Source organism: Lysinibacillus sp. 38-6 (assembly GCF_046245175.1).
GTDB lineage: Bacteria > Bacillota > Bacilli > Bacillales_A > Planococcaceae > Lysinibacillus.
This window is the reverse complement of the sequence record NZ_CP176417.1, coordinates 960,111-973,136: the sequence shown is the minus strand read 5'-3', so window position 1 is coordinate 973,136 and position 13,026 is coordinate 960,111. Positions and strand designations below refer to the sequence as shown.

Here is a 13,026-nt window from a genome sequence, read left to right as displayed (position 1 = left end):
AAGAAGAAAATAGGCACTCAAAACAGCAAAAATCATCATCTGTTTATCATTTCACTATCTCATTTTAATTATTTCAATATAGTAGAAATGTTATTTTTCACTGGCAAAGTAATGCACAACACCATTAATAAATTGACTGATGGCAAAAGGAAGATGACGACTTTTCAAATACACTAAATAAACATTCCTTTGTAAATTTGGGCAATCAATCTCTTTTTGAACGATCGTCTTGGCTGTCGGTCCCTGTAAATAATTTTCAGGCAAAATGGTAATACCTAAATTTTCTCGCACGAGTGAGACGGCCGTTTCAAAGCGTTCAATTTCAAATTGAACGTTAATTTCTTCGCCTGCATGTTCAAATGCCTTCAAAATATCTTGCCGTGTTTGAAACCCATCTGTACTAATGATAAAAGGCTCATTTCGTAAATCCGAAATCGTCAATACATCTTTTGTCGCTAAAGGATGCTCTAAAGGCAACACGGCTACTAGTCGTTCCTCATACAAGCACTTTACTTCCAGCTCATCATCATCCATCAACTGATTGGTAATGATGACATGTGTTTTATAGCCTTTGAGTGATTTTTTGACACGTTTGCTGCCTAAAATATCTACTAAATGAAATTTCATTTGTGGATAAACCTTTTTATATTCAACAATTGCTTTAGGTAACCAATGCTTAACGGATTCCATCACCCCGATCGTTAAATCGCTCGTGCCGTGGACAATTACCTCGTCCATCTCAATTTTTAGCACTTCCATATTTTTTAATATAACTTTTGCGCGTTCAAATAGTAGCTCTCCCGCTTCCGTTAATTGCAAATTCCTCGTATTTCTATCAAGTAAAGGAGAGCCCACTTCTTGCTCTAATTTCTTTATTGCATTACTTAAAGAAGGTTGAGAAATATGCAGTTTTTCGGCCGCTTTCGAGTAATTCATGTGCTCAATCACGGCGATAAAATATTGTAATTGTTTAAAATCCAAAACAGCATACCTCCTTATTTATAGTTAAAAACTATAGGTTAATAATAATTATATATTAGTAAATATAATTATGTGAATATATAATAAATTAACACTACATGAATAATGTTAATGGAGTTGATAAAGAGATGTATACAATGACAGATCAAAAACAATGGAAAGGTCGTATAGATTCCACTACGAATCCTAGTAGTTTCCGTTTACATCAAAAAGTAAAACGATTAGCTATTAACGATGTAAGCGCTTCACAGCAGCAGAAAGCTGGTGCTGGTATTGTTGGTTTTATATGTGATGAAGGGGTACGCCGCAATCAAGGGCGCGTTGGTGCTGCTAATGGACCCAATGCACTGCGTGAAGCCTTAGCAAGCTTACCATGGACATTTGATGAACAACAGGAAATTGTCGATGTTGGGAACATTATTTGCCTCAATCATGCGTTAGAAGATGCACAGCGTGAGCTTGGTGAAATTGTTCAAGGATTACGTACAAAAAATATGAAGTGTATTATCCTAGGTGGCGGACATGAAACGTTATACGGACATTATTTAGGAATACGTGCCTCATTACCAAAAGACGCAAGCATCGGCATTATTAACATAGATGCACATTTTGATTTACGTCCTTACGATGAACAGCCTTCATCCGGTACAATGTTCCGCCAAATTTTAGAACAAGATCCACATGCGGATTATTTCGTCCTAGGTATTCAACGTTACGGCAATACACAAGAGCTTTTTGACAAAGCACATGAGCTACAGGTCAAATATGTGTTAGAAGAACAAATGACAGCTGATTACAACGCAAACATCATGAATGATCTCCAACAGTTTATGGACCAACATGATACGATCTTACTGACATTATGTATGGATGTCTTAAACACTGCCTTTGCACCTGGCGTAAGTGCACCATCACCATTTGGACTAGATACAAAAACTGTGCGCTCCGTCATTCAAAAAGTCGCATCACATCCAAATACGCATTCTTTTGATATTTGTGAAGTGAATCCATTGCTCGATGAAAATGGTCAAACAGTTAAATTGGGTGCTTACTTTGTCTATGATGCACTCAATCACTTAATTAGGGGGAACGGTTCATGATCGAAATTAATCAAATAACAACAATATTTCTCGCAGTCGCACTATTTGCATTTGGTAGCTTTCTTATTAATAAAGTAAACTTTTTAAAGCGCTTCTGTATTCCAGCACCAGTAGTTGGAGGCTTACTGTTCGCAGCATTGACTACCATATTAAAAACAACTGGCGTTTTAGAAATTTCACTTGATACATCATTACAAAGCTTATTTATGATTACATTCTTCACAACAATTGGTTTAGGTGCTAGCTTTAAACTTGTAAAGCTTGGCGGTAAACTACTCGTAATTTATTGGTTAGCATGTGGCTTCCTTGCATTAATGCAAAACGTTATTGGTGTGTCTCTTGCTTCACTGATGGGCATCCATCCACTAATCGGTATGATGGCAGGAGCTGTTTCAATGGAAGGTGGCCACGGGGCTGCCGCTGCTTTCGGACAAACTTTAGAAGATTTAGGTATTTCTTCAGCAATGACAATCGGGGCTGCCGCAGCAACATGTGGCTTAGTAGCCGGTGGACTAATCGGTGGACCAATTGTAAAGTATTTAGTGGGTAAATACAATTTAACACCTGATGAACAAGAAACAGAAGCTGTTGATTATGAAAATAAAAATGAACAAATTACATCGGATTCATTCTTTACACAAGTAGTTATTATCACATTTTGTATGGCTGTCGGAACGTATGTGGGAACTTTGTTCTCTGAAGCTACAGGTTTCGTTTTACCAGGCTATGTAGGGGCTATGTTTGTCGCTGTATTCGTTCGTAACATTTTAGATAAAGTGAAACCGAATGCCATTAATATGAAAAGCATTTCTTTAATCGGCGACGTTACATTAGGGGTTTTCCTGTCAATGGCGTTAATGAGTATTAAATTATGGGAAATTGCCGACTTAGCATTACCTCTATTTGTCATTGTTTTTGTACAAGTATTATTCATCGTTCTATTCTGTATTTTTGTATTATTTAAATTACTAGGCAAAAATTATGATGCGGCCGTGATGGTTGCAGGTTTTGCAGGACATGGATTAGGGGCAACGCCGAACGCAATGGCAAATATGTCCGCTGTTGTTCAACGCTTTGGCCCTTCTACAAAAGCTTTCCTTGTTGTACCAATCGTAGGCGCATTTTTAATCGATGTCTTTGGTATCCCTATTATTATTACAACCATTAATCTATTTAAATAACATTAAAAAGCCGTACACTGTTGAATATAGACAAGTGTACGGCTTCTTTTATTTAGATAAAGAACTTAATAGATTTCATTATTGTAATATTTCACTAACCGTTACACATTCATAGCCTTGTTTCTGCAAGTAAAGAATGACATTTTCTAACCCATCGGCTGTCGTTTGATGAATATCGTGCATTAAAATAATGCTACCATCGTTGACGGACGCTTTGACGTAAGTAAGTATTTTATCGGCATTGCGATGCTTCCAATCGAGTGTATCAATCGACCATAAAATAGAAGGCATCGTAATCACCGAGCGTACTTGGTCACTTGTTGCACCATATGGAGGTCGAAAAACAGTTGGATATTGACCGATAGCCTTGTAAATGGCATTGCTTGTGCGATCCACTTCTTCTTTCACACCGGCTTTTGCTAAATTCGTTAGCTTCGGATGATTCCACGTATGATTGCCAATTTCATGCCCTTCCGTATACACTTGCTCTACAGTTTTCGGATTGTTAGCAGCGTTTTTCCCAACCATAAAAAATGTGGCCTTGACATTGTATTTTTTTAATATGCGTAGTATTTGAGGTGTTACCTTCGCATCAGGCCCATCATCAAATGTTAAAGCTACTCGTTTTTTAGCCCCTTTTGCTACAGAAACCCCTTTATTAAAAACCTTATTATCAATCAGCTTTACATCTGTTAGCTCAGAAGCCATTATGTACCCTTTTTGTTCGCAAGCTTCAACATAAGCCCAACCTGCCACTATTGTATATTGCTGGACAATTGTTTTGTCTGCTAGTTTCCCTAGCACCTCACCACTTGGACTCGCTGTTAAATGAATAACGGCTCCTATAGGTGCGTTTACCTGCTTTTTTGTCACGGTTGGCTTTTTAAGCATATTTGTTGCGACATAGCCGTAGTCATGTCCATATTGAACATACGACCAACCACCCGGCGCTGTGCCATAGACAACTAACAAACTACTTTCATAAAGCTGTCCACCTTTTTGGGCACTTGGACTTGGGTATTTCATTAAGTTTGTACCGCCTTTTTTTGCAACAACCGCCTTTTCTGGCGTCAACTCGACTAAAGTCGTTGCTGCTACATACCCTTCTAACTGTGACATTTGGATATATACCCATTCTTCATTAAAAGGTGTAGCAACCACGAAATTGCCTTGTTTCACATGACCGCTGACATTACTTTCTGTTGAAGCTTCTACATAGACCGTTGCATCCATTGTAACTTGTTGAATCGTCCCCTTACTAACTTCATTAGCAGAAACATGCCCTGCCATCGCAATACTACAAAAAAATGCCCAAAACAAAGCTAAAGGTAATAATTTTTTCATTATTCTACACCGCCTTTATGCAATCACTGATGTCATTTCCCGTGTAAAATATGCTGAAAAACATAGGATTTGATTCTTATTATAATGGAAGCTGTCATCCCAGAAAATAGTAATAATCAACTAGATTTACTACTAATAAATTTTGCTAACAATGTTTGTTGATAATCTGAATCCACGGCATACTGCTGAATGGTTTTTTCATGCTTTAGTAAAAACGCCTTTACTTGTTCTTTATCAAACAAGTCATTTCCTTGAGGTAAAATAGAAAATAATGTGGCCATTTAATCGAAGAGGACATCTCTAGCAATTTCATACCCTACTCCTTCTATTTCAAAACGATACCCCTTAGCATAGATTTAGTAACGTTACCTTTCAAATGGCATCCCGTTTATCTAATTGCTCGGTAAAATCCTTCAACAGCATTTTCCCTTTACTATCAAGCCACATTTGAAACGCTTCATCACGTTTCGGATTTCTCGGTCTAGACCTCTCTCATAACCACCACCTCCAATGTCATTTGTTTGTTTTGTAATCACCCCATTATGCTAGTTGCTTTGTATAATAAAAAAGACGCCAATATGACGTCCATTAAAATACATCAAAAAATACTTTAACAGCTGCCAAAGAATATGTTATTAATAACCTTTTAACACCATCCTCAACTACATTTTCAACAGTCGCTTCTTTTCCGAAACAAAATCGTTCAGGATAACCTAAATAATTTACCTGTATACTCACTTTACTTGATAACGGATTCTTTTCAACCTCGAAATACACTCTACCCTTTCGACACATAACTTTTGGTTGTATGATGCAGTTTTCAAAGCAAAAGAAAAAGCACCTCAATGAGAGGTACTAAAATATTTAAGGGGGTAATTCAGTAGTTTTTTCAAATAGTAATACGATACCCTCGTTTTTAACTTTTTCAAGTTCTACAATATATTCTTCTTTACGTTCCTCAAGCCTGGAATCTAGTGAGTCTTGATATGATGGAAAAAGATTACAATCTACTGGTTTACCCATTAAATCACCTCAATGTCTCAAATTTTTACTCATCATACAATATTTTTATATTTTCTGACAATTAATTTAGATATATTTGATTAATTGGGGTGACAAGACAATTAAACTTAAAGCTTATAAAAAAGCCATAACTGTACTTTATTACCTATTTTATGTATAAAAATTAAATGAATAAAAAGACTCATAATCTTGATAAAGCTTTTTTACTGTGGTAAAACTGTCGAGTTAGCTCACTTCTAGCAACCGTGGTAGTGCTACACCACGTTAATATTGAGGAATTATGTAGATTATTAGAAAGAGTTAATTTTTCAGAAAATAAAGTTTTTGTTACATTTTTGTAAATTATATTTTATTTTTTATTTTTTATAATATTTAGTGAATTAAGAATATTATAAGGAGGAGTTTTACAAATAAGAAAATTATTTTTTTGTTGACTTGTTTGGTTCTTGTATTCTTTTTCACGGGAAATATGGGGTTAACTACACCAACTGCAACTGCATCTGAACAGACTGATGATTATGGAATTTCAATTGTAAATGAAAGTACGATGCGATTAGAATTATTAAATGAAGAGGTATCAATTGAAAACGATGAAGTTGGAAATATCCTTGTAAAAAAAGGTGATTATACAGAAGTATTACCAACACAAGCAATAGATAGTAATGGTAATGAAGTTAATTTAATTTACAAATCCGTTGATAATGGGTTGATTATAGAATTACATAACAATAAACAATCGACTCAAGTAACTAGATTTGCTCGTTCTAAATGGAAATGTACTTTAGGTGTTCTTGGCGGTTATTATTCTGGTGCAATAACTGGTTTAGGGGGTTGGACTTGGTGCAGGAACTGCATTCCCTGTTATTGGAAATGTAGTAGGAGCTGTCGGAGGAACTATTATAGGTGCAGTGGGTGGAACTATGTTAGGTGCAGCTTCTAATTGTTTTGATTAGTTTAATAGGAGATTTTGTATGTTCAATTTAGACTATGTTTTTAGTTGGCCAATGATATTTGCTTTTTTTGTTATCTTGCATTTGTGGATCTTTTTGCAGATAGCATTAGAAGTAAATTTACTTTGGGTTTTTTTGAATCCGATAAATTTTGGTTTACTATTTAATATACTGTTTGGAGTAACTTATCAGATTAAAACTAAAAAAAGAAAAAAATAGTTATAGCTATTTTTAGTTTGTTGAAATACCTCGAAAGTTTTCTATCGAGGTATTTTTTCTTTTTTGAGTTTGTCCGAAATAGAAAGAGACTGAAAAGAACTAATTTTCCTATTTTCTCTTCAGTCTGAAAGTATCCTAATGTGAATTCAACATTTGTACTACAATGCTATTTCTAACCCTAAGTATTGTCGTATTAGATAATTTCATATGCTTTCCCATTGCACGCATGCTATAACCGTCTAGCAATCCATGAAGGACTTCAACCTCTCTGTCACCAGTTACAAGTGGAATACGTTTCTGCACCTCTGCAATCTTTTGCTTATATTCCTTAATCCGATAATTAAGTGCATAAACTATGCGTTGTACTTCTATATTCACAGGATCACTTTTACCACCACTTGCCTTTGGTGAAGCAGCGTCAAAGTGCATCCAGTAAAAAGTACTGTGCAAAAAAGGAAATATATGATTATTTTTCCTCCTAAAGTGCTTGATAGGCTGTCATGGCATCTTCCACATGAAACGGTGGTGTCCAAACATGCCCTTCCGCATTGGTCGTAACAAAAATAAATAATTCTCCGTTCTTTTCCATTAAGGACGCTAAACAAAGGCCTGCTTCCGGTGTATAGCCCGTTTTACCGCCAAGAATGGCACTTTCCACGCCATCCATTTTTGTAAATAGAGTGCTCGAAATGGTTAATTCATTAGGCACTTGCGTTGTATAACTTTTTGTCGTCAATATTTGATAAAAGGTAGGATTTTCAATGGCATACTGAAAAAGCTTACTAATATCACGAACACTTGATACATGGGCAGGATGATGAAGACCACTAACATTCTCATAATGGGTATCATGTAATCCTAGTTCTGATGCCTTGTCGTTCATAATTGTGACAAATGCCTCCTCGCTACCCGCAATCGCTGTTGCTAGCGTAGCGGTAGCATCTGCACCAGATGCTAGTAAAGTACCGTATAATAAATCCTCAATGGTCACAAAATCGCCAGCTTGAAAGCCGGCCATCGAAGCATTTTGCGCCGTATATGTGGCAATTGTTTGTGGCGTAACCATCGTTTGCATTTGTAAATCTTTACTCGCTTCAATCGCGACAATGGCTGTCATGATTTTTGTTAATGAAGCAGGATAAATAATGGCATCAGCATTTTTTTCATATAACACATCGCCTTTTTCATTTATTAATAACGCATTTTTACTATGTAACGAAGGTAGCTCAATGTCCACTACTTGTTCGTTTGTTTTATTCATATAGAAAAATATTGCCACAACACAAATACAACAAAATAAACCAAATTTTTTCATAAAAAAAACGCCTCCCACACATTATAATAGGAGGCAATTCTGAATATTCCTGTAGGAAATTTATGAAGAAATTCTTAAGGATTTCGCCATTCTCAATATGTACGAAAATAATCAATAAAAATCATCGAATACTAACGAAATATTTTGGATTTCTTTTTGTGTTAATTTAAAGAATACATCTTGTGACACGTCCAACTTTAGTGCCTTTTCCTTTGCTAGCCCAGCATAGATACCGCGCAAAATACGCCCTGTTAAACCATGGGATATCACAATCACTTTTGATTCATCTTGGATGCTCTCAAGCCAATCTGTTAATCTACTGACCACTTCGTCGTAACTTTCTCCATTTGGCGCATTAAAATACCAATTATAATGATCTGTGTTTTCTAATAATGCTGGCCAAGCATGTTCAATTTCTTTCGTTGTTAATCCTGCCCAATCCCCAACGGCTACTTCAGCTAGTCGAGCGTCCTTTTCAACATTATTAAAGTCATAGCCAATCGTGCGACAGATTATTTCTGCACTCTGTAAAGCTCTCCCTAAAGGGCTTGAAAACACTTTCCACTGTTGTGGATCGCCAATAAGATTTTTCAGCATATCGGCATTTTGTTGCACTTGTTCCATCCCAACATCTGTTAATGGCGAATCAAGCTGGCCTTGGTAACGTCCTTGCGTATTTAAAACGGTTTCTCCGTGTCGTAGTAAATATATGATTTGATTCAAACATGTTCCTCCTCTAAATGCCAATAATAATCAGATTGTACAGGTAAAGTCAAAATAGTACAAATAAATACACTATGGCAATTATTAGACAGAGCGGGCTATAAAACCTCGTATCATTTCTAGCAAACTGCGAATGTTTTATTTTTTTAAAAAATCCTACATATTTAAAGTCACCTATTGCTCGTATTAAGAATATAACTGCACAAACTGTACAACCAACTGTGAAAAAGGTAAATGCTTGAACAGTTTGCCCATAGATTCCCTGTACGAACAACAAAAATGCCGCTATTAAAAGTAGTACTGCCACCAACATTGTTCCTACTTTCTTTGGGATAAAAACGGCTTCTTGCCCTCCTTTCTTTACAGGTACTACCACTTTAGCGCCCCAGCGACCACCACAAGCCCAATAAACATGTAACATACTAATAAGAAACAGAACACTGACAACTAATAATAGTAAAACTATAATCATGTAGGATTCCCCCTCGTCACAAAACATACTATAGCGTATGTTATAGTTGTAAATATGTCCCCCACAATTGTGAGGGAGCGCATTTTAAATCTTGACTAACATTTCAAGTATTGTTGCTATTGTAAAATTAGGATTGTCTTTAAACCTTGTCATCCAGCCTATATATGTTAAATATGCAAGTCTTGCTCTTTCTACTGCTGCTAATGCGTCGTAGCCTTTCTTCTGGTATAACAGTGCCAGACAACGAATTCGTTGTTCCTCAATATCCACTAATCGTTTAGCTACAACTTGGTCATATTTCGCCCAAGCGTAAATGCCCATCTCCATTTTTTTATCATGACTAAAACTTATGCTTAACAGCTCTTCTAAAGTCGCATCGTCCTGCTCCATAGTTTGAATAATCCGCTTTGTTGCATGCATTTCCCAATAATCTAACATCGCATCTAACAATTCTTGGTGGTCGCGAAAATAATGATAAAAACTACCTTTACTTATTTTCAGCAAACGTGCTAGTGTTTCGATACGCACTTTATCTATTCCTACGTCCGCCAATTGATGTAAACCAGCCTTAATCCAATCTTCTCTCGTTAATTGTGTCATACATACCCCCATAACATACACAACCGTATGTTTCAATCAGGTTAAGGCTAATTGTAAACTTTGTCAATCAAAATAGCCCCTCACATATTTGAAAGGGGCCATAAAGAAATACAGCTAATCTGGCGTTTTACTCCCTTTATGCACATCAATATGATTATTAATCGTCACTTTAATGTGTAAAAAGGTTGGTAAAACACATGCGAGAACTAACAGCAATGGTACTAGTTTTTTCATCATACGCTCCCTATAAATAAATTATCCATTTACTATATTAATCGTTCTTGGTAAATATGATGATGGAACGGTCATACGTTGTGCTTTTTTACGCTTATTACTTAGAACGTACTATCAAAAAGATTTTCCGCAATGGCTAGTAAAATATCGCTATCTGTAAATTCCATTAGCTCATCTCTTGATATATTATGCTGCTGGATTAAACGATTCGACTGAATGGTTACGAGCTTTTCAAAGACATTACGAATATAGCGACCGTTTGAGAAATTTGGAATGGATTCAACTGGAATTTGATTTAATTGTGTTTTCATATGCTGGGCAAAAGTGTCCCCATAACGATAATCGTTATTTTTACAAAGCATTGCAAAAATTTCGTAAAGCTCGTCCGTACTAAAGTTATCAAACTGAACAAAATGATTAAAACGCGATTTGAAACCAGGATTGGCTTGTAAAAATTCCTCCATACGCTCTGTATAACCCGCAACGATAATCACTAAATCATCACGTAAATCTTCCATTGCTTTCAACAAGCTATCAATAGCTTCTTTACCAAATGCATCCTGCTTATCATTAATTAATGAGTAGGCTTCATCGATAAATAACACGCCACCTGTTGCTTTCTTTACAACTTCTTGCACTTTTAAAGCGGTTTGTCCCACATATCCTGCTACTAATCCCGCACGATCTGTTTCAACGAAATGCCCACTCGACAACACCCCAAGATGTTTGTATATTTGTCCGATTATGCGCGCAACAGTCGTTTTTCCTGTTCCGGGATTGCCAGAGAATACGAGATGGTACGTAATAGGAAAACTTGTTAAGCCATGATCAACACGTAAGCTTTGAATTTTAATAAAATTGATTAAATTATGTAATTCCTTTTTGGCATTCGGCAGCCCAACAAGTCCATCTAATTGCGCCTGTAACTTGTTAATTTCTTTCTCTACTTCAGGCGTAATACGCAGACGTTCACCATGGATAAATTCGCCACTATAAATGATTTTCCCATCCTCATTATAATAATCGCCGCGACCATGCTTTTCCCCATTTGCAAGCTCACCAATATAGGAAGCTTGCCCATTCGGATAATAAAGAGTCCCTTTCCCTGTCATAACATCCTCTTTAAATTGACCTTCTGCTTCCAGCACACCTTGTCTTGAATACACTTTGCCTTTGCCATGCTTCATATCTTCAAAGAAATAACCTTCGTATTGCAGTGCGGTTACACCTGCATCCAACTCCATTGATGTCGGTGTATCTGGGGCATAATAATACTTCCCTGCCCCTTGCATATGGTTCCACATAAAATCACCTTCGTACTGCAAAAAACCATTTGGGTAATATTGTGTGCCTTTGCCTTTTTTCATGCCATGTACAAAATCTCCCTCAAATTGAGGTCGGTTTAAATGCGGATATTGTGTCCGTAAATCTTTAAAAGGGGCAATCACATCTTCTTCATAATATAAAATGCCATAGCCATCCATTAAGTCGTTACGGAAATGTCCCTCATAATAAATTTGTCCATCTTTATACAAAATACCGGTGCCTTGTTTTTTATTTTGGATAAATTCACCTTGATAGATCATTTGACCTTTTAAATACATCCTGCCATTTCCTTGCTTCATATGATTGACGAATTCACCCTCGAATAACACCTCCCCATCTTGATCAAAAATTGTGCCCTTGCCATCATAAATATCATGACCAAAATCGTTTTTCTTAACGCCACCACGGTACATGACGGTCCCATCTGGGTAAAATAGCTCTTTTTCTTGATGATTATAGTTCATTTTATTGCCTTCCTTTATCGATTCAGTATATGCTCAATTATAGCGTGGAACAGCATACATATGTGTGAATTTTTAGAATTTAAGGAGATTACCATGAAAAGAAGCTATAAAATTATTTTGTTTATTTTAATACCACTCATTATCTTGTATATGACGACATCATTTATGACACGGGACTCTACCTTTAATAAGGAAGTGATCGAGCGACTTGATATCGAACAGATTAAGGAAATTGAAATTATTCGTGCATCTGATGAAAAAACAATTACGATAAAAGATCCGGATTCTATTCATGACATTATGGAATTATTTGATAACAAAGCGATTCGAAAAGTTCGTTTTGCAAAGTCTGATTTTAAAGAGGCTTACTGGTTAACATTACGGATCAATGATCATCGTGAAATCGGCATACGCCTTGATGATGCAACACACCTTTTTGTTTACTTGTATGAAGAAAATTATATGAAGGACTATAAGTTATTAGATAAAGTAAATACTTCTTTCATTGAATCGTTATTTTAAAAAGAAAGACAGTGAGAAAAGACGCAACACTTTAGGGCAAAGTGTTGCGTCTACGCTTTGCCCTAAAGTGGGCAGCTGTTAGATTAAACTAAATATTTGACCATCGTATAATAACTACTACCAGGAGGATAATCTTTAATTTCCCCCACAACTTGATAGCCTCTTGCTTCATAAAATGAGCGTGCTTGAAAGTCATAAGTGGTCAATAATGCTTTTGTTGCCCCCATTTTACTTGCAGTTGCTTCAGCTTGTGACAGCAATCGATCGCCCAAGCCCTGTCTACGATACTGTTGACTAAACCAAAATTTATTGATTTCTAACCATCCCCAATATACCTCAGCTGTTAATCCACCAATCCATTGATCATTATCAGATACAATAATATTGATAGGCGAAGTACCGTTTTTTCTTATTTCTTTATGGTAGAAAGAATGTTCATTATTAAACTCTCTTAAACTCGTATTTAAAAATGTGACAAATGCTTCATGATGTTCTAATAAAACTTCTACATGATAATTCATCGTATCCTCCTTAACGTATAATGTATACTCTAATATCAGCTTAATCGCCAG

At 36.2% G+C, this 13,026-nt stretch carries 16 protein-coding genes; 4 read left to right on the top strand and 12 right to left on the bottom strand.

Annotated features, from left to right (window positions below; all coding sequences use genetic code 11):
- Positions 1 to 90 precede the first annotated feature (90 nt).
- Positions 91 to 981, bottom strand: a complete 891-nt coding sequence (locus ACKVEV_RS05080; RefSeq protein ID WP_409369328.1) for a LysR family transcriptional regulator — start codon at positions 979 to 981, stop codon at positions 91 to 93.
- Between the two features lie 128 nt (positions 982 to 1,109).
- Between ACKVEV_RS05080 and hutG the strand changes: the two genes are divergently transcribed.
- Both hutG and gltS read left to right on the top strand, forming a co-directional pair.
- Entirely contained in the window at positions 1,110 to 2,081 is a 972-nt protein-coding gene (hutG, locus tag ACKVEV_RS05075; RefSeq protein WP_409369327.1) for a formimidoylglutamase, read from the top strand.
- Positions 2,078 to 3,262, top strand: a complete 1,185-nt coding sequence (gene gltS / locus ACKVEV_RS05070) for a sodium/glutamate symporter (RefSeq protein WP_409369326.1) — start codon at positions 2,078 to 2,080, stop codon at positions 3,260 to 3,262. The genes hutG and gltS overlap by 4 nt, the downstream gene beginning before the upstream one ends.
- A gap of 78 nt (positions 3,263 to 3,340) precedes the next feature.
- Here gltS and ACKVEV_RS05065 read toward each other — a convergent pair whose 3' ends face one another.
- From ACKVEV_RS05065 to ACKVEV_RS05050, 4 genes are all read right to left on the bottom strand, one after another.
- The gene (locus ACKVEV_RS05065; RefSeq protein ID WP_409369325.1) at positions 3,341 to 4,606 is read right to left on the bottom strand and encodes a polysaccharide deacetylase family protein; all 1,266 of its coding nucleotides are present in this window, start codon (positions 4,604 to 4,606) and stop codon (positions 3,341 to 3,343) included.
- 116 nt (positions 4,607 to 4,722) lie between these two features.
- On the bottom strand, positions 4,723 to 4,887 hold the full coding sequence (locus ACKVEV_RS05060) for a hypothetical protein (protein WP_409369324.1): 165 nt from the start codon (positions 4,885 to 4,887) through the stop codon (positions 4,723 to 4,725).
- A gap of 91 nt (positions 4,888 to 4,978) precedes the next feature.
- Complete coding sequence (locus tag ACKVEV_RS05055) at positions 4,979 to 5,053, bottom strand: hypothetical protein (RefSeq protein WP_409370504.1); 75 nt, start codon at positions 5,051 to 5,053, stop codon at positions 4,979 to 4,981.
- A gap of 417 nt (positions 5,054 to 5,470) precedes the next feature.
- Complete coding sequence (locus ACKVEV_RS05050; protein ID WP_409369323.1) at positions 5,471 to 5,629, bottom strand: hypothetical protein; 159 nt, start codon at positions 5,627 to 5,629, stop codon at positions 5,471 to 5,473.
- A 469-nt stretch (positions 5,630 to 6,098) separates the two neighbouring features.
- Between ACKVEV_RS05050 and ACKVEV_RS05045 the strand changes: the two genes are divergently transcribed.
- Positions 6,099 to 6,569 carry a hypothetical protein gene (locus ACKVEV_RS05045; RefSeq protein WP_409369322.1) on the top strand — a complete coding sequence of 157 codons (471 nt, stop codon included), beginning with the start codon at positions 6,099 to 6,101 and terminating at the stop codon, positions 6,567 to 6,569.
- Positions 6,570 to 7,276: 707 nt separating this feature from the next.
- Here ACKVEV_RS05045 and ACKVEV_RS05040 read toward each other — a convergent pair.
- From ACKVEV_RS05040 to ACKVEV_RS05015, 6 genes are all read right to left on the bottom strand, one after another.
- Entirely contained in the window at positions 7,277 to 8,113 is an 837-nt protein-coding gene (locus ACKVEV_RS05040) for a D-alanyl-D-alanine carboxypeptidase family protein (RefSeq protein ID WP_409369321.1), read from the bottom strand.
- A 111-nt stretch (positions 8,114 to 8,224) separates the two neighbouring features.
- Positions 8,225 to 8,836: a histidine phosphatase family protein gene (locus tag ACKVEV_RS05035; protein WP_409369320.1), complete on the bottom strand. Its 612-nt coding sequence runs from the start codon at positions 8,834 to 8,836 to the stop codon at positions 8,225 to 8,227.
- Positions 8,837 to 8,885: 49 nt separating this feature from the next.
- Entirely contained in the window at positions 8,886 to 9,308 is a 423-nt protein-coding gene (locus tag ACKVEV_RS05030; protein WP_409369319.1) for a DUF3995 domain-containing protein, read from the bottom strand.
- Between the two features lie 84 nt (positions 9,309 to 9,392).
- Complete coding sequence (locus ACKVEV_RS05025; RefSeq protein ID WP_409369318.1) at positions 9,393 to 9,908, bottom strand: TetR/AcrR family transcriptional regulator; 516 nt, start codon at positions 9,906 to 9,908, stop codon at positions 9,393 to 9,395.
- Between the two features lie 114 nt (positions 9,909 to 10,022).
- A complete protein-coding gene (locus tag ACKVEV_RS05020) occupies positions 10,023 to 10,145 on the bottom strand; it encodes a hypothetical protein (protein WP_409369317.1) in 123 nt (40 codons plus the stop codon).
- A 98-nt stretch (positions 10,146 to 10,243) separates the two neighbouring features.
- Positions 10,244 to 11,932, bottom strand: coding sequence for an AAA family ATPase (locus ACKVEV_RS05015; protein WP_409369316.1), 1,689 nt, complete (start codon positions 11,930 to 11,932; stop codon positions 10,244 to 10,246).
- 93 nt (positions 11,933 to 12,025) lie between these two features.
- Between ACKVEV_RS05015 and ACKVEV_RS05010 the strand changes: the two genes are divergently transcribed.
- A complete protein-coding gene (locus ACKVEV_RS05010; protein WP_409369315.1) occupies positions 12,026 to 12,454 on the top strand; it encodes a hypothetical protein in 429 nt (142 codons plus the stop codon).
- Between the two features lie 83 nt (positions 12,455 to 12,537).
- Here the strand turns inward: ACKVEV_RS05010 and ACKVEV_RS05005 are convergent, their stop codons facing one another.
- Complete coding sequence (locus ACKVEV_RS05005; RefSeq protein ID WP_409369314.1) at positions 12,538 to 12,975, bottom strand: GNAT family N-acetyltransferase; 438 nt, start codon at positions 12,973 to 12,975, stop codon at positions 12,538 to 12,540.
- Positions 12,976 to 13,026: the final 51 nt, after the last annotated feature.

Excerpts from the sequence above, each read along its gene's own strand:
- hutG (WP_409369327.1), top strand. The coding sequence starts at position 1,110 with ATGTATACAATGACAGATCAAAAACAATGGAAAGGTCGTATAGATTCC.
- gltS (WP_409369326.1), top strand. The coding sequence starts at position 2,078 with ATGATCGAAATTAATCAAATAACAACAATATTTCTCGCAGTCGCACTA.
- ACKVEV_RS05065 (WP_409369325.1), bottom strand. The coding sequence starts at position 4,606 with ATGAAAAAATTATTACCTTTAGCTTTGTTTTGGGCATTTTTTTGTAGT.
- ACKVEV_RS05060 (WP_409369324.1), bottom strand. The coding sequence starts at position 4,887 with ATGGCCACATTATTTTCTATTTTACCTCAAGGAAATGACTTGTTTGAT.
- ACKVEV_RS05050 (WP_409369323.1), bottom strand. The coding sequence starts at position 5,629 with ATGGGTAAACCAGTAGATTGTAATCTTTTTCCATCATATCAAGACTCA.
- ACKVEV_RS05045 (WP_409369322.1), top strand. The coding sequence starts at position 6,099 with ATGGGGTTAACTACACCAACTGCAACTGCATCTGAACAGACTGATGAT.
- ACKVEV_RS05040 (WP_409369321.1), bottom strand. The coding sequence starts at position 8,113 with ATGAAAAAATTTGGTTTATTTTGTTGTATTTGTGTTGTGGCAATATTT.
- ACKVEV_RS05030 (WP_409369319.1), bottom strand. The coding sequence starts at position 9,308 with ATGATTATAGTTTTACTATTATTAGTTGTCAGTGTTCTGTTTCTTATT.
- ACKVEV_RS05025 (WP_409369318.1), bottom strand. The coding sequence starts at position 9,908 with ATGACACAATTAACGAGAGAAGATTGGATTAAGGCTGGTTTACATCAA.
- ACKVEV_RS05020 (WP_409369317.1), bottom strand. The coding sequence starts at position 10,145 with ATGATGAAAAAACTAGTACCATTGCTGTTAGTTCTCGCATGTGTTTTA.
- ACKVEV_RS05015 (WP_409369316.1), bottom strand. The coding sequence starts at position 11,932 with ATGAACTATAATCATCAAGAAAAAGAGCTATTTTACCCAGATGGGACC.
- ACKVEV_RS05010 (WP_409369315.1), top strand. The coding sequence starts at position 12,026 with ATGAAAAGAAGCTATAAAATTATTTTGTTTATTTTAATACCACTCATT.
- ACKVEV_RS05005 (WP_409369314.1), bottom strand. The coding sequence starts at position 12,975 with ATGAATTATCATGTAGAAGTTTTATTAGAACATCATGAAGCATTTGTC.